Source organism: Shinella sp. (assembly GCF_035998705.1).
GTDB lineage: Bacteria > Pseudomonadota > Alphaproteobacteria > Rhizobiales > Rhizobiaceae > Shinella.
Map to the genome: position 1 here is coordinate 51,755 of NZ_DASYHH010000011.1, position 23,485 is coordinate 75,239.

Annotated in this window: 25 protein-coding genes; 16 read left to right on the plus strand and 9 right to left on the minus strand. The window is 64.6% G+C overall.

From position 1 onward, the window contains the following. Window positions 1–2 precede the first annotated feature (2 nt). A complete protein-coding gene (locus VGN93_RS09310) occupies window positions 3–1,100 on the plus strand; it encodes a sn-glycerol-3-phosphate ABC transporter ATP-binding protein UgpC (RefSeq protein ID WP_327507260.1) in 1,098 nt (365 codons plus the stop codon). A gap of 21 nt (window positions 1,101–1,121) precedes the next feature. Here VGN93_RS09310 and VGN93_RS09315 read toward each other — a convergent pair whose 3' ends face one another. After that, window positions 1,122–2,018, minus strand: coding sequence for a LysR family transcriptional regulator (locus tag VGN93_RS09315; protein ID WP_327507261.1), 897 nt, complete (start codon window positions 2,016–2,018; stop codon window positions 1,122–1,124). A 103-nt stretch (window positions 2,019–2,121) separates the two neighbouring features. On the opposite strand from VGN93_RS09315, the gene VGN93_RS09320 reads away from it, so the two are divergent. The 7 genes from VGN93_RS09320 (at window position 2,122) to speB (ending at window position 7,960) form a co-directional block, all read left to right on the plus strand. Next, window positions 2,122–3,117 (plus strand): ABC transporter substrate-binding protein, encoded by a 996-nt coding sequence (locus VGN93_RS09320; RefSeq protein WP_327507262.1) that lies wholly within the window; start codon window positions 2,122–2,124, stop codon window positions 3,115–3,117. 71 nt (window positions 3,118–3,188) lie between these two features. Further along, window positions 3,189–3,971 (plus strand): ABC transporter permease, encoded by a 783-nt coding sequence (locus VGN93_RS09325; RefSeq protein ID WP_319315473.1) that lies wholly within the window; start codon window positions 3,189–3,191, stop codon window positions 3,969–3,971. A 7-nt stretch (window positions 3,972–3,978) separates the two neighbouring features. Continuing rightward, window positions 3,979–4,752 carry an ABC transporter ATP-binding protein gene (locus VGN93_RS09330; RefSeq protein ID WP_327507263.1) on the plus strand — a complete coding sequence of 258 codons (774 nt, stop codon included), beginning with the start codon at window positions 3,979–3,981 and terminating at the stop codon, window positions 4,750–4,752. A gap of 5 nt (window positions 4,753–4,757) precedes the next feature. Further along, window positions 4,758–5,504: an SDR family oxidoreductase gene (locus VGN93_RS09335; protein WP_327507356.1), complete on the plus strand. Its 747-nt coding sequence runs from the start codon at window positions 4,758–4,760 to the stop codon at window positions 5,502–5,504. Next, complete coding sequence (locus VGN93_RS09340) at window positions 5,501–6,205, plus strand: SDR family oxidoreductase (protein ID WP_327507264.1); 705 nt, start codon at window positions 5,501–5,503, stop codon at window positions 6,203–6,205. The genes VGN93_RS09335 and VGN93_RS09340 overlap by 4 nt, the downstream gene beginning before the upstream one ends. Window positions 6,206–6,216: 11 nt before the next feature. Continuing rightward, window positions 6,217–6,987, plus strand: coding sequence for a creatininase (locus VGN93_RS09345; RefSeq protein ID WP_327507265.1), 771 nt, complete (start codon window positions 6,217–6,219; stop codon window positions 6,985–6,987). A gap of 10 nt (window positions 6,988–6,997) precedes the next feature. Further along, window positions 6,998–7,960: an agmatinase gene (gene speB / locus VGN93_RS09350; RefSeq protein WP_327507266.1), complete on the plus strand. Its 963-nt coding sequence runs from the start codon at window positions 6,998–7,000 to the stop codon at window positions 7,958–7,960. Between the two features lie 51 nt (window positions 7,961–8,011). Here speB and VGN93_RS09355 read toward each other — a convergent pair whose 3' ends face one another. Continuing rightward, window positions 8,012–8,332: a ferredoxin family protein gene (locus VGN93_RS09355; RefSeq protein WP_327507267.1), complete on the minus strand. Its 321-nt coding sequence runs from the start codon at window positions 8,330–8,332 to the stop codon at window positions 8,012–8,014. Continuing rightward, window positions 8,332–9,936, minus strand: a complete 1,605-nt coding sequence (locus VGN93_RS09360; RefSeq protein WP_327507268.1) for an FAD-binding protein — start codon at window positions 9,934–9,936, stop codon at window positions 8,332–8,334. The genes VGN93_RS09355 and VGN93_RS09360 overlap by 1 nt, the downstream gene beginning before the upstream one ends. Before the next feature lie 86 nt (window positions 9,937–10,022). On the opposite strand from VGN93_RS09360, the gene VGN93_RS09365 reads away from it, so the two are divergent. Beyond that, window positions 10,023–10,829 carry a phosphate/phosphite/phosphonate ABC transporter substrate-binding protein gene (locus VGN93_RS09365; protein ID WP_327507269.1) on the plus strand — a complete coding sequence of 269 codons (807 nt, stop codon included), beginning with the start codon at window positions 10,023–10,025 and terminating at the stop codon, window positions 10,827–10,829. On the opposite strand, the gene VGN93_RS09370 is transcribed toward VGN93_RS09365, so the two are convergent. Genes VGN93_RS09370 through VGN93_RS09395 form a run of 6 tightly spaced genes read right to left on the minus strand, consistent with a single transcriptional unit; the run spans window position 10,811 to window position 16,399 of the window. Continuing rightward, the gene (locus VGN93_RS09370) at window positions 10,811–11,764 is read right to left on the minus strand and encodes an oligopeptide/dipeptide ABC transporter ATP-binding protein (RefSeq protein WP_327507270.1); all 954 of its coding nucleotides are present in this window, start codon (window positions 11,762–11,764) and stop codon (window positions 10,811–10,813) included. The genes VGN93_RS09365 and VGN93_RS09370 overlap by 19 nt on opposite strands. After that, a complete protein-coding gene (locus VGN93_RS09375) occupies window positions 11,764–12,738 on the minus strand; it encodes an ABC transporter ATP-binding protein (protein ID WP_327507271.1) in 975 nt (324 codons plus the stop codon). The genes VGN93_RS09370 and VGN93_RS09375 overlap by 1 nt, the downstream gene beginning before the upstream one ends. Further along, window positions 12,735–13,568: an ABC transporter permease gene (locus VGN93_RS09380; protein ID WP_319315499.1), complete on the minus strand. Its 834-nt coding sequence runs from the start codon at window positions 13,566–13,568 to the stop codon at window positions 12,735–12,737. Before VGN93_RS09380 ends, VGN93_RS09375 begins: the two co-directional genes overlap by 4 nt. 2 nt (window positions 13,569–13,570) lie before the next feature. Further along, the gene (locus VGN93_RS09385; RefSeq protein WP_327507272.1) at window positions 13,571–14,548 is read right to left on the minus strand and encodes an ABC transporter permease; all 978 of its coding nucleotides are present in this window, start codon (window positions 14,546–14,548) and stop codon (window positions 13,571–13,573) included. Window positions 14,549–14,590: 42 nt separating this feature from the next. Next, complete coding sequence (locus tag VGN93_RS09390) at window positions 14,591–16,156, minus strand: ABC transporter substrate-binding protein (RefSeq protein ID WP_327507273.1); 1,566 nt, start codon at window positions 16,154–16,156, stop codon at window positions 14,591–14,593. A gap of 48 nt (window positions 16,157–16,204) precedes the next feature. After that, a complete protein-coding gene (locus tag VGN93_RS09395; protein ID WP_327507274.1) occupies window positions 16,205–16,399 on the minus strand; it encodes a hypothetical protein in 195 nt (64 codons plus the stop codon). Here VGN93_RS09395 and VGN93_RS09400 point away from each other — a divergent pair. The 7 genes from VGN93_RS09400 (at window position 16,398) to VGN93_RS09430 (ending at window position 23,433) form a co-directional block, all read left to right on the plus strand. Then, window positions 16,398–17,405 carry a fatty acid desaturase gene (locus tag VGN93_RS09400; protein WP_327507275.1) on the plus strand — a complete coding sequence of 336 codons (1,008 nt, stop codon included), beginning with the start codon at window positions 16,398–16,400 and terminating at the stop codon, window positions 17,403–17,405. The genes VGN93_RS09395 and VGN93_RS09400 overlap by 2 nt on opposite strands. 213 nt (window positions 17,406–17,618) lie before the next feature. Continuing rightward, the gene (locus tag VGN93_RS09405) at window positions 17,619–18,017 is read left to right on the plus strand and encodes a response regulator (RefSeq protein ID WP_327507276.1); all 399 of its coding nucleotides are present in this window, start codon (window positions 17,619–17,621) and stop codon (window positions 18,015–18,017) included. A 202-nt stretch (window positions 18,018–18,219) separates the two neighbouring features. Further along, window positions 18,220–19,869 (plus strand): ABC transporter substrate-binding protein, encoded by a 1,650-nt coding sequence (locus tag VGN93_RS09410; RefSeq protein ID WP_327507277.1) that lies wholly within the window; start codon window positions 18,220–18,222, stop codon window positions 19,867–19,869. Window positions 19,870–19,881: 12 nt separating this feature from the next. Beyond that, window positions 19,882–20,943, plus strand: coding sequence for an ABC transporter permease (locus VGN93_RS09415; RefSeq protein WP_327507278.1), 1,062 nt, complete (start codon window positions 19,882–19,884; stop codon window positions 20,941–20,943). Then, on the plus strand, window positions 20,940–21,857 hold the full coding sequence (gene nikC, locus VGN93_RS09420) for a nickel transporter permease (protein WP_327507279.1): 918 nt from the start codon (window positions 20,940–20,942) through the stop codon (window positions 21,855–21,857). The genes VGN93_RS09415 and nikC overlap by 4 nt, the downstream gene beginning before the upstream one ends. Next, the gene (locus VGN93_RS09425; protein ID WP_327507280.1) at window positions 21,854–22,687 is read left to right on the plus strand and encodes an ABC transporter ATP-binding protein; all 834 of its coding nucleotides are present in this window, start codon (window positions 21,854–21,856) and stop codon (window positions 22,685–22,687) included. The genes nikC and VGN93_RS09425 overlap by 4 nt, the downstream gene beginning before the upstream one ends. After that, window positions 22,684–23,433, plus strand: coding sequence for an ABC transporter ATP-binding protein (locus tag VGN93_RS09430; RefSeq protein WP_327507281.1), 750 nt, complete (start codon window positions 22,684–22,686; stop codon window positions 23,431–23,433). The genes VGN93_RS09425 and VGN93_RS09430 overlap by 4 nt, the downstream gene beginning before the upstream one ends. Window positions 23,434–23,485: the final 52 nt, after the last annotated feature.

Genomic DNA, 23,485 nt, shown 5'->3' on the forward strand with positions numbered 1-23,485 from the left:
CCATGGCCAACATCGTCTGCTCCCATGTGGACAAGGCCTACGGGGCCGTCAATGTCATCAAGGACTTCAACCTGGAGATCGACGAGCATGAATTCGTCGTCTTTCTCGGTCCCTCCGGCTGCGGGAAGTCCACGCTCCTGCGCATGATCGCGGGACTGGAAGACATTTCCGGCGGCGAAGTGTCGATTGCGGGACGCACGGTCAACGATCTCGAGCCACGCGACCGCGGCGTCGCGATGGTTTTCCAGAACTATGCGCTCTATCCGCATATGACGATCTACGACAACATCGCCTTCGGCCTGAAGCGCATGAAGGTCAACAAGGCGGAGATCGACAGCCGCATAAAGACGGTCGCTGCGACGCTTGGACTGGAGCCATATCTTTCCCGCAAGCCGACCGAGTTGTCCGGCGGCCAGCAGCAGCGCGTGGCCATCGCCCGCGCCATGATCAAGACGCCGCGCGTCTTCCTCTTCGACGAGCCGCTTTCCAACCTCGATGCCAAGCTGCGCAACCACATGCGTGTCGAGATCGCCCGCCTGCACCAGAATCTCAAGACCACCACGATCTACGTCACGCACGACCAGCTCGAAGCCATGACGCTGGCCGACCGTATCGTTCTGATGAAAGGTGGTGCGATCGAGCAGGTCGGCACGCCGGCGGAAATCTACGAGCGCCCGCGCACGCTCTTCGTCGCCGGCTTCATCGGCACGCCCAACATGAATTTCCTTGACGTCACAGCCCGTTCCGACGGCCAGGACTGGCTGCTCGAAGGCGATGGCCTGCGCTTCCGGGTCGATCGCAACCGGTTCGGTCTGAAGGAGGGGCATGGCTATACGCTCGGCGTGAGGCCGTCGTCCCTGTCAGCCGCCTCTTCGCAAGACAACAGGGAGAACACGCTCGCCGGCATCACCGATCTCGTGGAATTCCATGGGGATAGCGCCCTTGTTTCCTTCCTCGTCGGCGGCAAGGAAATCGGCGCCCTCGTGCCTGCAAGCAGCCGGCCGAAGACCGGAGCGCCGGTTGTTTTCTCAGCCAGCGGCGAGACCCTGCACCTCTTCGATCGCTCGACGGGCCTTTCGGTGCTGCTGCCGCAATCGTAGGCTTGAACGCCGCTCTCCACCTCATCGCGCCGGGTCGACCAAGGCATGCAGGAACGCGACGACCAAAGGGTTGGCCGCGTTTGCCGTCCGGTAAGCAATGCGATGTGTGGAGGAGAAATCGAAGGTGCCCTTCTTCAAGGGTCTGAGTTTGCCGGTCTTCACCCAGGGCTCGGCAAAATGGCAGGGCAGGAAGCCGATGAAATGGCCTGACAATATCATCATGGCTTGTGCTTCCATCTCCACCGCCGATGCGCTGGCGCGGGGATGGCCGACGATATAGAGGTCGTCGAAATGCCGGTAGCGCCGCACGCAGAACCGGCTGTTCTCGATGTCCTTCATGTCGAGGTCCCGGTCGTTCCGGGCAAAGAGCGGATGCGCAGCGCCGCAATAGAGGGAGTGCGGTTCCGTCGCGAAATCGCGATAGGTCACACTCGGGGCTTTCTGGGACAGGGGGCCGATGACGATATCGAGGTCCCCGTCGGCCACCTTCTGCTCAAGCTCGGACGGCATGGCGAGCGTCAGTTCCAGGAAGACATCGGCGTCGTCCTTGAGAAAGCGGCGGATGGTGTGCTGGAGGCCCAGTTGCGGGCTTGTATAGATGCCGTCGGAGGCGCCGATGCGCAGCCGGCCGGCGAGGCTGCCGCGTGCGGCACTGACCCGCCGGGTGAAACCGTCGAGATCGAGGAAGAGCTGCTGCGCCGCGTCATAGGTCGCCTGGCCGGCCTCCGTCAGGCGAAACTGCTGTTTTCCCCGCAGACAAAGCTGCGCGCCGATGCGCTTTTCCAGTTCGGCTAGATGCGTGCTCAGCGTCGACTGGGAGAGGTTGAGCGCAATCTGCGCGTCGGCGAAGCCGCGTGCATCCGCCAGGGCCACGAACACCCGCAGGAGGCGGATATCGATATTGTCCAATCTGCGCATCGGCACCTCACATTGATAATCTTCGATGCATGGTCGCAAACAATTTGATTTACTTCAATGTACCGCGTGGCAGGCTGTCCTCATAAATTTCAAGGGGAACAAAATGAACGCTTTCACCAGACTGGCCACAGCTGCAATCCTGTTGTCTTCAACCGCATCTGCCGCGCAGAGCGCCGAGCAGATCCGTATCCTCGCGCCGACCTGGCTCGGCTTTGCGCCCGTCCATGTGGGCATCCAGAACGGCTGCTTTACGGCCCGCGGCCTCGACGTCAGCATCAAGTTCGAGGACGATCTCGCCAATGTCATGGCGGCGATGGCGCGTGGCGATATCGAGGTGCAGATGCGCTCCGTCGGCGAATACCAGGGCCGCCCGCGCGACAAGGACACGCCCGGCATCATCATCGGCACGATCGACGAATCCGTGGGCGGTGACGGCGTCATCACGGACGACAAGATAACCTCTGTCGCCGACCTGAAGGGCAAGACCGTCGCCTCGGAGTTGAACATTCCCTCGCGCCTGCTTTTGCAGGCAGCCCTCAAGGAGGCCGGGCTTTCGCTTGCCGACCTCCAGATCAAGGACATTGCGACGGCCGACACTGCTGCCGTCTTCGCCGATGAGAGCATTGCCGCCATCGCGACCTATGAGCCCTTCATGTCCCAAGCCGTCCTGAACTCCACGCGTTCCGGCGCGAAGGTGCTTCTCTCGTCGAAGGACAAGCGTGGCCTCATCGTCGATGCCATCATCGCCCGCAACGACGACCTCAAGGCGAACCCGAAGAAATATGCCGAGTTCCTCGCCTGCCTCTACGAGGCGGTCGATTTCATCAAGGCCGAGCCCGCGAAATTCGCCGAAATGGTGGCGCCGGAGTTCGGGCTGACCCCGGCCGAGGTCACCGGCGTCGTGGAAAGCAGCCTTTCCTATACGAGCCTGGCGGAATCCAAGGCCTATATGGGCACGGACGGCAAGCTGGGCACGCTCGGCGCGATCTTCGACACCGTCATGGCGCTCAACCTGGAAAACGGTGCGGCGGACAACAAGCTGGTTGCCGAAGAACAGATCGACAATTCGATCATCAGCACCGTGACCGGCGCCGAATAATCGACCCTCGGATAACCCAGCACCAGCGGCTGCAAGGGCAGGCGCTGGTGCCCAACCTTTCCGGTCCCTCAATGTTCACAAATCTGTTCGTCTTCCGGGCGAGGTCGAGCCCGCTGGTCGAGGCCACCGTCGGTGCGCTGGCCGCGGCCGCCCTGCTTCTCGTCTGGGAGGCCGCCGCGCGCGGCGGTCTCATCAGTCCGCAGTTCCTGCCGGCGCCGAGCCGCGTGTTCGTCGCCCTGTGGAACCTGATCACCCAGCAGTCCCTGCTGTACCATACGGGAATATCGGCGGCGCGCGTCTGGGGCGCGTTTCTCATCGCGGCCGTCATGGCGATCCCGATCGGCATCCTGATGAGCAGCTATCGCATCGTCGGCGCAGCACTCGAACCCATCGTCGACTTCGTTCGCTATCTCCCGGTGCCCGCCCTCGTGCCGCTGTCGATCATCTGGTTCGGTGTGGGGGAATCGACCAAGATATTCCTGCTCTGGCTCGGCACGTTCTTCCAGCTCGTGCTGTTCGTCGCAGACGACATGCGGCGCGTGCCGAACGAGTTCGTCGAGGTGGCCCGCACGCTCGGCGCGAACTCCGGGCATGTGATGCGGGATGTCGCGCTGCGCTCCATGGCGCCGTCGCTGCTCGACAATATGCGCATCACGCTCGGCTGGTGCTGGACCTACGTTATCATCGCCGAGATCGTCGCGGCCGATTCCGGCATCGGCTACATCATCTGGACCGCCCGCCGCTTCGTCAAAACGCCCGAGGTCATAGCGGGCGTCGTCGTGATCGGGTTGATCGGTCTCGTCACGGACCAGCTGCTGCGCATGATCCATCGCCGCGTCTTCCGTTATCTGTGAGGCCAGGATGACCCAGAACTATCTTCACTTCGACAATGTCTCCAAGGCATTCGGGCTGGTGGACGTCGTGTCGCGGACCAACCTGTCGATCGACCGGAACCAGTTCATCGTCTTCCTCGGCCCTTCGGGCTGCGGCAAGACCACGCTCATGCGCATGGTCGGGGGCCTCGACACGCCGTCGGCAGGCTGCGTGCGCCTGGAATCCGAGGTCGTCGACAAGCCGGACCGCCGCCGCGGTATGGTCTTCCAGTCCTATTCCTCCTTTCCCTGGCTCACGGTGGGGGAAAACATCGGCTTCGGGATGCGCTATCGCAAAGACCTTACGGCCGGCGAGAAGGCCCGGCGCCGGCTGCACTATCTCAAACTCGTCGGGCTCGAGGATTTTGCAAGCACCTATCCGAACCGCATTTCGGGCGGCATGCGCCAGCGCGTGGCGATCGCCAGAACGCTTGCCGCCGGCTCCGACGTGCTCCTCATGGACGAACCCTTCGGCGCGCTCGACGCCCTGACGCGCGAACGCCTGCAGGTGGAGTTGCGGCTCATCCAGAACCGCGAGCAGAAGACCGTGATCTTCGTCACCCATGACGTCGAAGAGGCCGTGTTCCTGGCGGACCGCATCGTGCTGTTCTCCCGCCGGCCGGCGCGGGTCGTTGCCGATATCGACGTGGTCGCGCGGCTCGGGACGGAGAGGACGTTGGATATCCGCGAGTCTCCCGCATTCTTCGAGCTCAGAAACCATGTGCTCCATCTCATCCGCAATGAAACAGGAGACATGATGTGACCGGCATGTTCGAAAACAGGACCGTCGTGATAACCGGAGCAAGCCGGGGGATCGGCTTCGGCGTGGCGGGCGGTTTTGTCCGTGAGGGCGCGGACGTCCATATCATCGCCGATGACGAGGGCGTGTTCGAGGCTGCCCGCCAGCTCGGCGCCAAAGCCCACCGGGCCGACATCACAGAGCCCCAGGCCATCGAGGAGGCTCTTGGCGCGATCTCCCGGATCGACGTCCTGGTCAACAATGCGGGTTACGAGCGCATGACGCCCCTGGTGTCCGAGAGCGATCGTGTCGAAGACACGTTCCGGCGCGTCATCGAGATCAATGTCATCGGCACGGGTATGGTGACCCGCCGTGCGATCGCGCGCATGCGGCCGGGAAGCGCGATCGTCAACACGGCGTCGATTTGGGGCCGCGTGGCGGAGGCGCAGTTCGACGCCTATGTCGCCTCGAAACACGCGATCATCGGGCTGACCAAGACCTGGGCGAAGGAACTGGGCCCGCTCGGCATCCGCGTCAACGCCGTATGCCCCGGATGGGTGCGCACCGAAGCCTCGATGCGATCGCTCACCCTGATGGCCGCCGCCCGCGAGACGGACGAGGACGGCCTGTTGAAGGAGATCGTCGCCGGCCAGGCCCTCGATGGGCTGATGGAGCCGCAGGACATGCGCGAGGCCTACCTGTTCCTGGCATCGGACCGCGCCGCCAATATTACGGGCCAGTCGCTCGGTGTGGATAGGGGGGAAGTGCCGTGGTGAACGTGTTGAAGGGAAAGACCGCGATTGTTACCGGGGCGGCGCGCGGCATCGGCCACGCCAGCGCACTGGCATTGCGATCGGCCGGCGTGACCGTGGTGGGGCTCGACCGCGATGTGCCCGACAACGGCACGACAATCATCGCCTGCGACCTGACGGTCGAGGAGAGCGTGCGGAAGGCCGTCGCCGACGCGGTGGCGATCCTCGGCAAGGTCGATATCCTCGTCAACAATGCCGGGATCCTCGAGGAAAAAGCGCTTGCGGACATCGATGCCGCGCATATCGACCGGATGTTCTCCGTCAACGTGCGAGGGGCGATCCTGGTGGCGCGCGAATGCCTGCCGCACATGCCGGAAGGCGGGCGGATCATCAACATCGTGTCGGAACTCGCCTATCTCGGCCGCGCCAATGCCTCGGTCTACTGCGCCACGAAGGCGGCGCTTCTTGGCCTGACCCGCTCCTGGGCGCGCGAGCTTGCGCCCCGCATCCTGGTCAATGCCGTCGCACCCGGTCCCACCGATACGCCGCTGCTCGACTTCGGCAATCTCACGCCCGAGCAGAAAGCCGCGGAGACGGCAAACCCGCTCGGCCGGATCGGCCGCCCGGACGAGGTGGCGGCGAGCGTCGTGTTCCTGGCAGGGCCGGGTGCTACGCTCTTCACGGGTCAATGCCTTGGCGCCAATTGCGGCGCGGCGATGTTTTAGGGAGAAACAAGATGAACGAATCCGTATTCCTGGCGGACCACACATGGCCCGAGGCCGAAGCGAAAATCGCCGCGGGAGCGCCGGTGTTCCTGCCGCTCGGCGCCACCGAACAGCACGGCCATCACATGGCACTCAACGTTGACGTCGTCATTCCCACGGCGATCTGCGAGCGCGTCGCCACGGCGGTGGGCGGCCTTGTCGCGCCGACGGTTCCCTATGGCAACCGCTCGCAGCCGCGCTCGGGCGGCGGCCCGGCCTTCCCCGGCACCATAAACCTGTCGGCCCATACGTTCTCGCTCGTCGTGCGGGATATCCTCGTCGATCTTTATCGGCAGAAGGTCCGGCGGATCGTCGTCCTCAACGGACATTACGAAAACATCTGGCCCTCGATCGAGGGTATCGAACTGGCGCTGGACGTCATCGGCCGCGACAAGACGGAGGACCTGACGATCCTGCGGATGGATCATTGGGAATTCGCGCGGCCCGAGACCATCGCGCGCATCTTCCCCGACGGTTATCCCGGCATCGAACTCGAACATGCGAGCGTGCTCGAGACCTCCCTTATGCTGGCGATCCGGCCGGACCTCGTCGATCTTACCCGCGCCCTGCATGATGGGCCGGCACAATTCCGGCCCTACGACCGTTTTCCCAAACCGCCCGTCGAAGTGCCGCCGTCCGGGGTCCTGTCCATGACGGAAGGCTCGACGGCGGAAAAGGGCGAATGGCTCCTGGCCGACAGCGTCGGCCGGATGATCGACATCATCAACGAAGAATTCAAATAGGACTTTGATCATGGGAGAAAAATTCCACCAGCCGGTCGATGCCGCCAAGGTGCCGCGATTTGCAGGCCATGCGACATTCATGCGGCTGCCCGCCGTCGCCTCGGCCGAAGGGCTCGACATCGCGCTTGCAGGCATTCCCTGGGACGGCGGCACGACCAACCGGGCCGGTGCGCGCCACGGACCCCGCGAAGTCCGCAACCAGTCCAGCCTCATGCGCAGCACCCATCATGTCTTCAAGACGGAGCCGTTCAAGATCGCCAATATCGCCGATGTCGGCGACCTTCCCGTCAATCCGATCGATCTCCTCGACGGCCTGAAGCTCATCGAAGGCGGCGTCGCGGACATCGTCGCCGCCGGTGCGCTGCCGCTTTGCGTCGGCGGCGATCATCTCACCACGCTTCCGGTCTTGCGGGCCGTCGCCAGGAAAGCGCCGGTCGGCCTCATCCACTTCGATGCGCATTCGGACACCAACGACACCTATTTCGGCGACAACCCGTATACGCACGGCACGCCATTCCGCCGCGCAATCGAGGAAAACCTGCTCGATCCCCGCCGCGTGGTGCAGATCGGAATTCGCGGCTCGATCTATTCGCCGGACGAACACGACTGGGCCAAGGCGCAGGGTGTGCGCATCATCTACATGGAAGAGTTCAGCGCGCGGGGTCCCGAGGCCGTCATGGCCGAGGTTCGCGACATCGTCGGCGACGCGCCGGCCTATGTGACCTTCGATATCGACTCGATCGACCCCTCCATGGCGCCAGGCACCGGCACGCCGGAAATCGGCGGCTTCACGACGAGGGAAGCCCAGGACCTGGTGCGCCGCCTCGATGGTCTGAACCTGGTCGGCGCCGATGTCGTGGAAGTTGCCCCGCCATTCGACCTCGCGGGCATGACCGCCATCGCCGGCGCCACCATCCTGTTCGAACTGATGTGCGTCATGGCAAGACAGGTCGACCGCCGCCGCTTGCGTTGACCAGCGGAGTGTTCGCAATTCGGCTGAGCCGTAGGTCCATCGCCTCGGCCGCTATTGCGGCAGACGGAAATGGTCGTCGATATAGCGGCGGTCGCGGGTTTCCTTGTGCCAGCCGATGGTCTTTCTATAGCTGCCGAAGAGATTGTCGGCGCGCACGCCCTCCACGGTCAGTTCGTGCACGGCCTCGGCGTCCGGATCGACATAGAGCGCGTCCACCGGGCAATAGAGTTCGCACATGAAGCAGGTCTGGCAGGACGCCTGCCGCAGGATCAGGGGCGGGCCATCCGGCACGGCTTCGAACACGTTGGTCGGGCAGACCTGGACGCAGAGATTGCAGTCGGTGCAGGTGTCGGTATCGAGGACCTCGATCATTATTCCGCCGCCTCCGCATATCCCGCGGGCCGGACCGGTTCCTGCCGAACCACGATCGCTTCAAGACCGCGCAGCACCAGCCGGTGATGCTGCGCCGGATCCTGCCGGGGAAAATCGTCACGCCGGTGCATGCCGCGCGTCTCGGTGCGTGCCAGGGCCGCGCGATACATGAAGCGTGCCGTCGCCACCATCGCCTGGGCCTGGCGTAATTGCAGGGCCGTTGCTCCGTCTGCTGTCGCCGTCGCAATGCCTTCCCACAGGTCGTCAAGCCGCTTGAGCGAGGCCGAAAGCCCAGCGTGAGTCCGGAAATAGTTGATGTCGAGCGGAAAGACCTCGTCCTGCACCGCCTTGATGATGGCCTGCGGGTCCAGGGTCCGCGGCTGGTCGACAACTGGCAATGGGGCAACCGGCGGTTTGTTCGCCGCGCTGGTGTTGTCGCGGGCAAAGGCCGCCGCCGATGCACCGGCAAAGGCGCCGGAGGCAATTGCCCAGGCAGCATTGTGGCTGCCGCCGCCGGTAAAACCGCCGCAGATCGGTTCACGCGTGGCGTTGTCGCCGGCGGCATAGAGGCCGGTGACGGTGGTGGCGCAATCGAGCCCGGTCAATCGCAGGCCGCCGGTGCCGCGAACGGTGCCTTCGAGGCGCAGCTTCACCTCGAAGAACTCGGTGAACGGGTCGATGCCGCGGCGATCGAACGGCACGAAGAAGTTCGGCTGTGCACGCCGCAGGATCGCCCTGACCTCCTCGGTCTCGGCGAGATCGAGCCGGGCATAGACGGGTTCGCAGAGCAGCATGCGGGCGATGATCGAGCGCCCACGGGCGGAGCCCGCGCCTTCGATCACGCTTTCGTCCCTGCGGTAGAATTGCGCAAAGCGATAAAGCGCCGTCTTCGTGATCGAGGCGAAGGCGGGCGAGATGGCGTAGGCGGAGGAGAATTCCATGCCGGAGAGTTCTGCGCCCGCCTCGGCACCCATCAGGTAACCGTCGCCGGTCAGCACGTCGCAGCCGAGTGCCTTGCTCATGAAGGCGCAGCCGCCGGCCGCCAGCACAACCGCACCGGCGCGCACCGTCCATTGCCCGCCCGCCTGCCGGCGCAGGCCGCTTGCGCCCACGACGGCGCCGTCGTCCGTCAACAGGTGCGTGGCGGGGTGGTGATCGAGAATGGTGACGCCGGAATTCTTCACCCGGCGCCGCAACAGCCGCATATATTCCGGTCCCTGCACGGAGATGCGCTGCTGCTCGCCGTCCTCGTTGCGGGGGAAGGGATAGCCCCAGTCCGCCAGGCGATTGACGCTTTCGAAGGTCTTGTCGAGGACGGGCACCATCCAGGCGCGGTCGGAAAGATAGCCGCCCATCGCCTCGCGGCTTGCCATCGCCGTTTCGCGCTCCGCCGGGTCGGGCGGGACATACCAGATCTGGGTGCCGGCGGAGGCGGTGGCGCCGGAACTGCCGCAATAGCCCTTGTCGACCAGGACGACCTTTGCCTGAGTGCCGGCGGCCTCGAGGGCCGCCCAGCACCCGGCGGGACCACCGCCGATCACGAGCACGTCGCAGGTGATTTCGGTTGCAGCCAACGGGGCGGAGTGCGTGTCTTGCTGGCTCATGGCACAAATCCTTTCAGGCGAGAAATATCGTTGCGGTTTAAATCTATGTATTGCATAGGTTTTTGAGCCATTTCCGGAGTTCGCCCATGCCCATCGCCAGCCTCGCCATGTATGTCAGCCCTGAGCCGGTCGCGCAGGCGACGCGGTTGTTCTGGGACGCGCTGGGCAAGCGCCTTCGGGACTTTGGGCTGGAAGCGCCGCAGGCGCTTGACGACGATGTCCGCTACGACGAGGCGTGGCTTCGCCCCGACCTCCTGTTCGGCCAGACCTGCGGCTATCCCTATGTCCAGCACCTGCGCGGCAAGGTGCAACTGGTCGCTTCCCCGGTCTACGGACTTCCCGGCTGCGACGGTCCGCTCAAATGCAGCTTCATCATCGTCAATGCAGCGTCGTCCGCACAGTCGATCGACGACCTGAGGGGCGGGCGGGCCGCCATCAACGAGCCCGGCAGCAATTCCGGCTATAATCTCTTCCGCGCCTTCGTGGCGCCGCATGCGGTCGATGGGCGCTTCTTCGCCTCCGTGCTGGAGACCGGCGGTCATCGGGCGAGCATCGATGCCGTTTCGAGCGGGGCGGCCGATGTCGCCGCGATCGATTGCGTGACCTTCGGCAACACTCTGCGTTTCGACCCCGAGCGCGTCGCGGGCGTGCGCATCCTGGCGGAAACGACGAAGGGGCCGGGCCTGCCGTTTATCACCGCCGCCTCGACGTCGGCAATGGACCTGGTGATCCTGCGGCGCGCGCTGGCGGAAACCATTGCCGATCCGGCACTTGCCGATATCTGCGACACGCTCTCGCTGCGCGGCATCAGCCTGCTCGCGGATGCCGATTACGAGGTGCTGGCGGAGCTTGGTCGGGATGCTGCGCGCCATGGCTACCCCGCCATCGCTTGAGAGAAGACGGCCGGTTCCGCAGCAAGCGGGAAGTGGCAGGCGACGCTGCGGCCACCCGTGGCGGCCTGAAGGGCAGGGGCATCGCTTGCGCATTTCGGCTGGGCGAGGGGACAGCGCTTGTGGAAGCGGCAGCCGGACGGGGGATTGCCCGGGCTCGGCAATTCGCCGGACAGCACGACGCGCTCGCGCCGGCGATCGGGATCGAGCGTGAGGTTGGCGGAAAGCAGCGCCTGCGTATAGGGATGCGCGGGCTCGCGAAACAGCGCGGCGGTCGGCCCGCTTTCGACGATCTGGCCGAGATACATCACCGCAACCCGGTCGGTGACGCGCCCGACGACGTTGAGATTGTGGGAGATGAGCAGGTAACTGAGCCCCAGTCGATCGCGGAGCGCCCGCAGCAGATTGAGCAATTCGCCCTGGATGGAGATATCGAGGCCGGCCGTCGGCTCGTCGGCAACGATGATCGAGGGTTCTGCGGCAAGGGCCCGCACCAGCGCCACGCGCCGTGCCTGCCCGCCGCTCAGCTGGTGCGGATAGCGGGTAAAAAGCTGGTCGCCCAGGCCGATGCCGTCCGCGAGGGCCGCGACGCGCGCCCAGCTCTCCGGCGTGTATACCCCACGAATTTTCAAGGGCTCGGCCAAAAGCGCGCGCACGGTCATGCGGGGCGAGAGCGAGGCAGCCGGATCCTGAAACAACAATTGGATCCTGCGCTGGGCCGAGGTCTCGGCCAGGGCCTCGCCTTCAACCGTCAGCGTGCCACCCGCAAGCGGCTGGAGCCCGACGATGGCGCGCGCGACGGAGGATTTCCCGCAGCCGCTTTCGCCGACGAGGCCGAGCGTTTCACCGCGATTGAGTTCCAGCGACACGCCATCGACGGCAACAAGCTTGTCGTAGCGGACGACCGCATCCTTCAGGGTGAGAACGGGTGTTGCCATCACGCGGCCTCCAGCCAGCAGGAGAACGCGTGCCCGCTGCCCGTCTGCCGGTGCGGCGGTTTTTTGCTGCAACGCTGGTGGCTTGCGGGGCAGCGGCTGGCGAAGATGCAGCCCTCTGGACGGCGGGCGGGATCGGGCACGTTGCCGGGGATCGTCGCAAGGTCCTGCGCGGCGTCGAAAGCGGCGTAGGGGTCTATCTCGCAGGCCAGCAGCGCGCGGGTATAGGGATGGCGCGGACGATGCAGCACGTCGCGCACAGGGCCGCTTTCCACCACCGCTCCGGCATACATCACGACGACGCTGTCGCAGAGTTCGGCGATCAGCCTCATGCTATGGCTGACGACCAGCATGGAGGCGGCGGTACGCTGTCTCAGCCGGTGCAGCACGTCCACCACTTGTGCTTCGATCGTCGCATCGAGCGCCGTCGTCGGCTCGTCGGCGATCAGCAGCTTCGGTTCGACCAGGAGCGCCATTGCGATCACCACGCGCTGGCGCATGCCGCCGGAAAATTCGTGCGGGTAGCGGTGCATGCGCCGGGCCGCGTCCTGCACGCCGACATCGGCAAGCACCGCTTCGGCGCGCGCCCAGAGCGTCCGCCGGTTATCCCTTGGAAAACGCCGGCGCTGGATATCGACGAGCTGGGTGCCGATGGTGAACATCGGGTTCAGCGCGGTCATCGGATCCTGGAAGATCATCGCGATGTCGGTGCCGCGCAGTGCCGTCGTTTCCTTGTCGGCGAAGGTTGTCGCTCGTCCGTCGAAGATTGCCCTACGAGCGGAAACCTCGGCATTGTCGGCGAGCAGGCCGAGCATGGCGAAGGCCACCGTCGACTTGCCGCTGCCGCTCTCGCCGACGAGGCCGACGGATTGCCCGCGGCCGATCGTGATGTCGACGCCATCAAGGATATGCGCCGTGCCCCCGGCACCGCGGTACGACACGTTCAGGCCCTGGATGCTGACGAGGGGTTCCGTCACAGGGCCCTCCTCAGTTTCGGGTCCAGCGTATCGCGCAGGGACTCGCCCAGCAGCGCGAAGCCGAGCGTGGCGAGGATCAGCGCCAGGCCGGAAAAGGTGGCGAGCCAGATCGAGCGGTCGAGATAGGTATAACCGTCGTTGAGCAGGTTGCCCCAGCTTGCCAGCGGCGGGCGCACGCCGAGGCCGAGGAAGCTCAAGCCCGCCTCGATGGTGATGACGACGGGGATATCCATGCAGGCCAGCACGAAGATCGGGCCGATGATGTTCGGCATGACATGATGCAGCACCACCCGCCAGGCCTGCGCCCCGAGCACGCGCTCCGCCTCGATGAAGGGGCTGTTGCGGATCGCGATCGTCTGGGCGCGGGCGACCCGGCCGAAATGCGGAATGAAGACGATGCTGACGAGCAGCACGACATTGCCCAGGCCGGGGCCGAAGACGGCGACCAGCGCCAGGGCCAGGATGATGCTTGGGAAGGAGGTGACGATATCGAAAATGCCGACGACGACGAGATCGATGGCGCGGGGCGAGAGCGCGGCCGCGATCCCGAGCGCCACGCCGGTCGTCAGCGAAATGGCGATGACCGAGAGCGAGATGCCGAGCGCCACCCGCGTGCCGTAGAGGATGCGGCTCAGGATGTCGCGGCCGAGATGGTCGGTTCCGAGCAGGTGCTGGAGCGACGGATCCATCAGCCGGTTGGCCGGCGCGATGGCGTTCGGGCCATAGGGCGCGATCAGCGGGGCCGCGATCGCCACCAGACAGAGCAGCGTCACCGTAAAGAGCGCGAATGTGCCGCCGGGACGACGGGAGAGATCGAGAAGCGTGTTCATCGCTATCGAGCCCCTCCGGAGACGAGACGGGCGCGCTCGCGCGGATCGAGCAGGCTCTGGGAGAGGTCGGCAATGAGGTTCGTCAGAACGTAGAGAAGCACGATGACGAAGACGCCGCCTTGCACGACGGGATAGTTGCGCGTGCGGATGGCGTCGTAGATCAGCGAGCCGAGCCCGGGGCGGTTGAAGATCACTTCGGCAAAGACCGCGCCGCCCAGAAGCTCGCCAAACCCCATGCCGAGCACTGCAAGGGTGGGCAGGACCGCCGGCTTCAGCGCATATTTCACGAGGATCTTCGTTTCGCTGACGCCATAGGCGCGTAGCGTGCGGATATGGTTTTCGCCGAGCACTTCCAGAAGCGAGGCGCGCAGCAGCCGCGCGATATAGCCGATCCAGCCGGCGGCAAGAGCCGCGGTCGGAAGCACCAGATGCCACAGCTGGTCGCCGAGATCGCCGTTTTCACCGGCCCCCAGCACCGGGAACCAGCGCAGCGTGACGGAGAAGGTCATCAGCAGGAAGACCGAGACGACGAAGCTCGGCGTCGAGATGAAGCCGACGCTCAGGAAGGCGATCAGCCTGTCCGCCTTGCCGCCCGGCCAGCGGGCGGAGAGGAGGGCGAGCGGCACGCCGAGGGCAATCGCGCAGAGCATGGCGGAGATCGCAAGCGCGGCGGTGTTCGGCAGCGCGGATGAAACGAGGGTGAGGACCGGCCGGCCATTGAAGACATCCTCGCCAAGGTCGCCGGAGAAGAGTCGGCCGAAGAAGGCAAAGACCTGCTCGATCAGCGGCTTGTCGAGACCGATACGGGCATTCAGCGCGGCAACGGCCTCAGGCGTGGCGCGCGAGCCGAGGATCACGGTGGCCGGATCGCCGGGGATCAGCCGCGTCAGCGCCATCAAAAGCACGACGGAGCCGGCAACGGCCAGCATTGTCGTCGCCAGCTTGAAGGCGAGGTGAATCTGGAGGGACGCGCTCCTCATCGAAGCGCATCCCGATGCGTCATTCCGGAAGCAGCCACCGGATCAGGCCGTCGCTTCCGTGAAGGCGGTGTAGAGCCAGTTGTTGCCATTCGGCAGGACACCGGGCTTCAGCCATTTGCGCGCGGCGAAGGCGTTGAGGTTGTGGGTGATCCAGATGAAGGCGGCGGAATCGTCGAGCAGCTTCTGCGCCTCGATATAGATCTTCTCGCGCTCGGCCGGATCGACCGTCACGCCGCCCTTTTCGTGCAGGGCGTCGAAATCGGCATTCTTCCAGCGCTGCCAGTTCCACTGGCCCACCTGCGCGGAGGTGAACCATTGCGTCTGGAAGCCGGGATCGAACTTGCCGTTGTACTTGATCAGCGACAGTTCGAGATCCTTGCTGGCGTCGTTTTCACCGAGCGCCCAGTAGGCGGCGGATTCGAGCGCCTCGATCTCCACCTCGATGCCGACTTCGGCCAGATTGGCCTGGATGATCTGGGCAATCGCCTCGTAGCGCGCATTGGCCTCGATCGTCAGCTTCGTCTTGAAGCCGCCGGAATGGCCGGCCTCGGCAAGCAGGGCCTGCGCCTTTTCCAGGTCGCGGGCATGGACCGGCGCGTCCTTCCAGTAGCCGAGCAGCGTTGGCGCCAGGAGCGCGTTGGCGCGCGGATAGATGCCGGAATAGGCACCCTGCAGGATCGCATCGATATCGACGGCATGGCGGATGGCCTGGCGCACGCGGATGTCGTCGAACGGCGCCTTTTCGATGTTCGGGCCGAACCAGACATAGTCGATGGCGGGAATTTCCGTCACGCTCGCATCCGGCAGGGCGGCGAGCGCCTTGCCGCTTTCCGGGTCGATGGCGGTAAAGTCGATCTCGCCGGACTGGAAGGCGATTTCCGCGGTCTTCTGCTCGCCGATCGGCTTGCCGACGATCTGCTGGAAATGCGGCTGGATCGGGCCCTTGTAGTCGGGGTTGATCTCGAGCACGAACTGCTCGCGCGGCGTCCATTCCTTCAGCACATAGGGGCCGCTGCCGATCAGCTTTGTGGCGATCGCCTTTTCGCCGAGCGCTTCGAAAGCCTTCTTCGAAAGAATGCGGCCCGAGCCATCGGCGAGCGCGATCGTATAGAGCGCCGGCGCGGGGTTCTTCAGGATGATGCGGCCTTCGAGCGGGCCGGTCACCTCGACGCGGTCGAGCGCGGACCAGTCCTTGGCGTAGGTGACAGGCTTGCCTTCGGCGTCGAGCTTGATGAAGCGTTCGAAGGAGAATTTCACATCCTCGGCCGTCAGGTCGCCGTAGCCGCCGGTGAAGGCGAGGCCGCTGCGCAGCTTGAAGCGGATTTCCGTATCCGACACCTGCTCCAGCTCTTCGGCGGCATCGAGCTGCCATTCGGTCGAGCCCGGCTTGAAGGAAATCAGGCCCTGCTGCACCGACCAGATGACGTTGAGATCGACCGGTCCGGAGCGGTTGGCCGGATCGAGGTTGGAAAGGTCCTTGTCGACGCGCACGACGATCTTCGTGCGGTCCGCACCGGCAAAGGCCGGATGAATGCCGCCGAGCGCCACGAGGGTTGCGATGGAAGCGCCGCCGACCAGCACCTGCCGACGCGTGGGGTTGAATGTCATGGTGTGTCCTCCAGGATTGCGCGCCGGGCCGCCGGGGTTGGGGCCTCGTCAATCCGGTGGGCGGATTAGAGCGAATAATCTATAAAATACATAGAATAAATATTTCACCGAGGCGGCGGTTTGCGCAACGCGTTTTTCTTTTTCCCGCCTCTGCTGCAAAGCCATGCGGCGCGGCATCCGGCGCCCGGCTTTTATAGTGGCGTTTGAATTCATTCGCATTTTATCCCTGCCGGAAAGACCCATGCCCAGTCCGACGTCACCCGATACAATTCCTGCGCAATCCACCCTTTCCGGCATAGCCCGCATCGAATGGCAGACGGTGGCGCTGGCCATCGTCATCTACGGCGGCTTTTTCACCGTCACCTGGTTCTGGCAGTCGCTTCCCGTCCTGCTGGTGATCGCTCTGGGCGGCTGGCTGGTCGCCTGGCAGGGGTCGCTCCAGCATGAGGTTATTCACGGCCATCCCACCCGCAGCCGCGTCATCAACGACGCCATCGGCTGGCCGCCGCTCTCCCTCTGGCTGCCCTATTCGATCTATCGCGAGGGCCACCTGACGCATCATCGCGACGAGCACCTGACCGATCCGATCGAGGACCCGGAATCCTCCTACTTTACCCAAACGGCCTGGGAACGAATGGGTGGCATCGGCCGGCGCCTCGCCGCGTGGAATACCACCCTGCTCGGACGGTTGACGCTCGGCCCCCTCGTGATGATCGTGAACTTTCTTGCGCAGGAAGCGGCGGCCGTCATGAGCGGCGACCGCCGGCGGGCGGCGCTCTGGATGCGCCACGCGATCGGCGTTGCCGCTGTTCTGGCGTGGGTAGTCGTGGTTTGCGACATGCCGTTCTGGCTCTATCTCCTCGGCTTCGTCTATATCGGCGCGGCGCTTTCAAGGCTGCGGTCGTTCGCCGAACACCGCTTCGCCGACCACCACGATGAACGCACGGCGATCGTCGAAAACAGCCCGCTGTTCGGGCTGCTGTTCCTCTACAACAACCTGCATGTGCTGCATCACAAGCGGCCGGGCGTTCCGTGGTACAAAATACCGCGGATCTACCATCGGCACAGGGATGCGCTGATCGAGATCAATGGCGGCCTGGTCTATGACGGTTATCTCGACGTTGCACGCCGCTTCCTGCTGAAGCCGCATGACGACCCCCGCCATCCTCGTCACACGCTATCTGATTTCGAGGTGGTTGAGGATGTGCGCGAGCTTGACGATCCGCAGTCGGGGCTCCGGGCGTTTTGACGCTACCGCTGTAGCAACTCGAACCTGCACCAAAGCGAGCCCCATCGAGACCGTCGTCCTTACCATCGGGCGCGGAGCGCAAATCCCGTTTCCGCGGCGCAATTTCGAAAGTTCATATTTTATTAAATCTGTTTGCAAACAATCCTCCTGGGGAGAGGTGAAAAATCGGGGGATGCACGTTGTTGTGCGAAACCATGCGGACTGGAGACAGCCATGCCCACCGACCAGCACACCATCCTCGTCGTCGAGGACGAGCCGCTCATCCGGCTCGTTCTGATTGAGGCGTTGCAAGATGAAGGTTACCTTGCACTCGCTGCTTCCAGCGTCTTGCAGGCGATCGGCCTCCTGGGAAAATTTCCCCGCATCGATGGCCTTGTGACGGATGTGGATTTGCCGGGTGGCTTGAGCGGCCTCGATCTGCTCGAATTGTTCAACCAATGCCGGCCGACCGCCGCCCAGATCGTCGTCTCAGGCAGGAGTGATCTGAAGGCCGGGGATCTGCCGCCTCGTGCCCGGTTCTTCTCGAAGCCCTATAGCCTTGACGGTATCATTGCCGAGCTCGACTGCCAGATCGCAGCAATGAATGCGGTCCTGCACCGACACACAAGGTAGGGTTCAGCGGCGGTCGATGCCCTGTCCATGACATAGGCGCGCTGCGACAGTTTCCACGCCAGGCTTGTTTCGAGATCGGTTCTGCAACCTCGACGACCCGTTTAGCCCTTGTCTTTGCCGTCAATAGTATGATTGACTTACGATAATGACATCCGCCCGGGCGGATGCCGGAGGTCCTATCGTCAGAAAACGGGGAACGCCAATGAACAGGGAAACGACTACGAACCGCATTCGTCCGCTGCTTGCCGGCGCGGCCTTCTCGCTGCTGCTCGTCTGCGGCGGCACGGCGCCGGCCTTCGCGGAAACGCCGGCGGATACGCTGGTCCAGGCCTGGGCGATCGACGACACGATCACGCTCGACCCGGCTGAATCCTTCGAATTGTCGCCGGCGGAATTCATCGGCAACGCCTATGACATGCTGGTGCGCCTCGACATCGCCGACACGACGAAGGTCAAAGGCGGCATTGCCGACAGCTGGACCGTCTCCGACGACGGCCTGACCTATACGTTCAAGCTGAAGCCGGGCATCAAGTTCGCCTCCGGCAACCCGGTCACCGCCGAGGACGTCGCCTGGTCCTTCGAGCGCGTCGTCAAGCTCGACAAGAGCCCCGCCTTCATCCTCACCCAGTTCGGCCTGACGGGCGACAACGTGACGGAAAAGGCCAAGGCCGTCGATGAAAACACCTTCGTCTTCACCGTCGACAAATCCTATGCGCCGAGCTTCGTGCTGAACTGCCTGACCGCCACGGTCGGCGCCGTGCTCGACAAGAAGCTGGTGATGGAGCACGCCGAGGCCAGGACGCCGAGCGACGACTACAAATATGACACCGATTTCGGCTATGGCTGGCTCAAGACCAACTACGCCGGTTCCGGACCGTTCAAGATCCGCGACTGGCGCGCCAACGAAATCGTCGTGCTGGAGCGCAACGACAATTATTATGGCGAAAAGCCCGCGCTGACCCGCGTCATCTACCGCCACGTCAAGGAAAGCGCCACCCAGCGCCTGATGCTGGAGGCCGGCGACGTCGATGTCGCCCGCAACCTGGAGCCGGGTGATCTCGAGGCCGTGTCGAAGAATGCGGACCTCACGACCACCAGCGCGCCGAAGGGCACGGTCTATTACATCAGCCTCAACCAGAAGAACGAGAATCTCGCCAAGCCCGAGGTTCGCGAGGCCTTCAAGTATCTCGTCGACTACGACGCGATCGGCGCGACGCTCATCAAGGGCATCGGCGAAATCCGCCAGACCTACCAGGCCAAGGGCGTGCTGGGCGCGCTCGATGCGAGCCCCTACAAATTTGACGTCGCGAAGGCCAAGGAGCTTCTGGAGAAGGCGGGCTTGAAGGACGGCTTCTCCGTTACCTTCGACGTGCGCAACACGCAGCCGGTGACGGGCATTGCCGAATCCTTCCAGCAGACCGCCGGGCAGGCCGGCGTGAAGATCGAGATCATTCCCGGCGACGGTAAGCAGACGCTGACCAAGTACCGCGCCCGCAACCACGACCTCTATATCGGCCAGTGGGGCATGGACTACTGGGATCCGAACTCGAATGGCGAGGCCTTCACCTCCAATCCGGACAATGGCGACGATGCATCGGTCAAGACGCTCGCCTGGCGCAACGCCTGGGATATTCCTGAGCTGACCGCCGAATCCAAGGCGGCCCTTCTGGAGCGTGACAACGCCAAGCGTGCGGCGCTGTATGAGAAGCTCCAGCAGCAGGCGCTGGAAAGCAGCCCCTTCGTGATGATCTTCCAGCAGATCGAGGTCGCGGGCGTGCGCGGCAAGGTCAAGGGCTACAGGCTGGGGCCGAGCTTCGATTCCAACCCGCTCGCGCCGGTCTCCAAGGAATGACCTTCCTTGAGCATGGCTGAAATGCGAAGGCCGGCAGGGCGCGCCAAACGACGCGCCTCAGCACGGCTGAAATCGGTAGCAGGCTTCCTCGTGGTCGTCGCCACCACCTATCTCGGCCTGCTCGCGGTCACCTTCTTCATCGGCCGCGTCGTGCCGATCGATCCGGTGCTGGCGATCGTCGGCGACCGGGCGCCGGCCCATGTGGTCGAGCGTGTTCGGCAGGAAATGGGGCTCGACCTGCCGTATTACCAGCAGTTCTGGCTCTACATGACCGGTGTGCTCAGGGGCGATTTCGGCACCTCGGTGCTCACCACGAATCCCGTCATGGCCGACATCCGCCGCGTCTTTCCGGCAACCATGGAGCTTGCCACGGTCGGGACGGTCATCGGCGCGCTTTTCGGCATCCCGCTCGGCGTGCTTGCCGCCGTCAAGCGCGGCAGCATCGTCGACCAGGTGGTGCGCATCGTCGGGCTCATCGGCTATTCCGTGCCGATCTTCTGGCTGGGCCTGCTGGCGCTGCTCGTCTTCTATGCCCGCCTCGGCTGGACTTCAGGCCCCGGGCGCATGGACGTGGTGTTCGAATATACGTTCACGCCCGTCACCGGCTTCTTTCTGCTCGACGCGATCATTACCGGCGACTGGGCCGCATTCCGCGACATCGTCTCGCACATCATCCTGCCGGCCTCACTGCTCGGCTATTTCTCCATGGCCTATATCAGCCGCATGATGCGCTCCTTCATGCTGAACGAGCTCGGCCAGGAATATATCGTCGCCGCGCGCGCCAAGGGCCTGTCGGAGACCCGGATCATCTGGGGCCATGCGCTGCGCAATGCGGCGGTGCCGCTCGTCACCGTCATCGCGCTCTCCTATGCCGGCCTGCTGGAGGGGTCGGTGTTGACGGAAACCGTCTTCGCCTGGCCGGGGCTTGGCCTCTACATCACCAATTCGCTGCAGAATGCCGACATGAACGCGGTGCTCGGCGGTACCATCGTGATCGGCTCCGTCTTCATCGCCATCAACCTTTTGTCCGACGTGCTCTACCGCATGCTCGATCCGAGAACGAGGACACGATGAGCGAGACCGCAATGACCCGCCGCGAATGGCTCCTGACCGACCGGCCGCAATCGCGCCTGCAAGCCCGGCTCGGCCGCGCCTATGTCGCCTGGCGGCGGTTCACCGCCAACCGGCTCGCCGTTTTCGGCCTGCTGATCATCCTCGGCATGGTCTTTCTCGCCCTCTTCGCGCCGCTGCTCGCCCCCCATTCGCCCTATGTCGGCGATCTCGCCAAGTCCCGCCTGATGACGCCGGGGGAGGCGCATTGGCTCGGCACGGACGACCAGGGCCGCGACATCCTCTCACGCCTCATCTACGGTTCGCGCCTCACCTTGCAGGTCGTGCTGCTGGTGGCGGTCATCGCGGCGCCCATCGGCCTTCTGGTCGGCACGGTCGCCGGCTATGCCGGCGGCTGGGTGGATGCGGTGCTGATGCGCATCACCGATATCTTCCTCGCCTTTCCCAAGCTCGTGCTGGCGCTCGCCTTCGTCGCCGCACTCGGGCCGGGCATCGGCAACGCGATCATCGCCATCGCCATCACCTCCTGGCCGCCCTATGCGCGCATCGCGCGGGCGGAGACGCTGACGGTGCGCAACTCGGACTATATTCTGGCGGTACAGCTGATGGGTGCTTCGCCCTGGCGCATCGTGCTGCGCCATATCATGCCGCTCTGCATTTCCTCGCTTATCGTGCGCGTGACGCTCGATATGGCGGGCATCATCCTCACCGCCGCCGGCCTCGGCTTCCTCGGTCTCGGCGCGCAGCCGCCGCTGCCGGAATGGGGCGCGATGATCGCGTCCGGCCGCCGCTTCATCCTCGATCAATGGTGGGTCGCCGCAGCACCGGGCTTCGCCATCCTCGTCGTCAGCCTCGGCTTCAATCTCCTCGGCGATGGCCTGCGCGATGCGCTCGATCCGCGCGGGAGCGGACAATGAGCGCGCTGCTCGAGGTCGAGGATCTGCGCGTTTCCTTTCCGACCCGCACCGGCGTCATCGAGGCGGTGCGCGGCGTCTCCTTCACGCTCGGGCGCGAGCGGCTCGGCATCGTCGGCGAGTCCGGCTCCGGCAAGTCGCAAACCGGCCGCGCCATCATGGGGCTTACCGCCGAGCACGGCGTGATCGACGCGAACAGGCTGGAATTCAATGGCATCGACCTTCTCAAGGCCTCGAAAGCCGAGCGACGGGCGCTGCGCGGCAAGCGCATCGCGATGATCTTGCAGGATCCGAAATATTCGCTGAACCCGGTCATGACCATCGGCCGCCAGATCATCGAGACGCTCCGCACGCATGAGCGGGTCGGGCGGGCGGAGGCGCGCAAGCGCGCACTCGACATGCTCGCGGCCGTGCAGATCCGCGATCCCGAGCGCGTCTTCGGTCTCTATCCGCACGAGGTTTCCGGCGGCATGGGCCAGCGCGCGATGATCGCCATGATGCTGATCGCCGGCCCCGAACTCCTCATCGCCGACGAGCCGACCTCGGCGCTCGACGTGACGGTGCAGCTCGACGTGCTCGCCATCCTCGACCGGCTGGTCGCCGATCGCGGCATGGGCCTGATCTTCATCTCGCATGACCTGCGGCTCGTCTCCTCCTTCTGCGACCGCGTCATCGTCATGTATGCCGGCCGCATCGTGGAGGAGTTGCCGGCGGCAAGGCTTTCCGAAGCCCAGCACCCCTATACCCGTGGCTTGCTCAACTGCATGCCCGAGATCGGCGCCGACCGTCACCCACTGCCGGTGCTCGACCGCAGGCCGGAGTGGAGAACATGACGCCGGCTCTTGCCATCGATGGTCTCGGCGTCGCCTTCGACGATTTCGTGGCGCTGGAGGATGTCAGCCTTTCCGTAGCACCGGGCGGCTCCTTCGGACTTGTGGGTGAATCCGGCTCCGGCAAGTCGACGCTGCTGCGCGCGGTCGCCGGCCTTGCGCCCGTTTCCGCCGGCACCATCGCGATCGACGGCAAGGTGCTCGGCAACAAGCGCGACAAGGCCTTTTATCGCACGGTCCAGATGGTCTTCCAGGACCCATACGGCTCGCTGCACCCGCGCCAGACGGTGGACCGGCTGCTGCTCGAACCGCTCGCAATCCATGGCTTCGACGATACCGAAATCCGCATCGTGCGGGCGCTGGACGAGGTGGGTCTCGGCTCGGGTTTCCGCTTCCGCTACTCGCACCAGCTTTCCGGCGGCCAGCGCCAGCGCGTGGCGATCGCCCGCGCGCTCATCCTCGAACCCTCCATCCTGCTGCTGGACGAACCGACGTCGGCGCTCGATGCCTCGGTGCAGGCCGAAGTGCTGAACCTGCTCGAACAGCTGCGCGCCGCCCGCAATCTCACCTTCGTCATGGTCAGCCACGACCTCGCCGTCGTCACTCACATGTGCGACCGGCTGATGGTCATGCAGGACGGCCGCACGGTGGAACAGCTCTCGGCTGCGGACCTCGCAGCGCGCAAGGTGACGCAGGATTATACCCGCGGCCTGCTCGCCGCCAGCGAAGGTTTTCGGCGCGACGTCTGAGAGCGAACCAATTCCTGCGCCGGCATGTGAAAATGAAGCCGCCTGACGGACC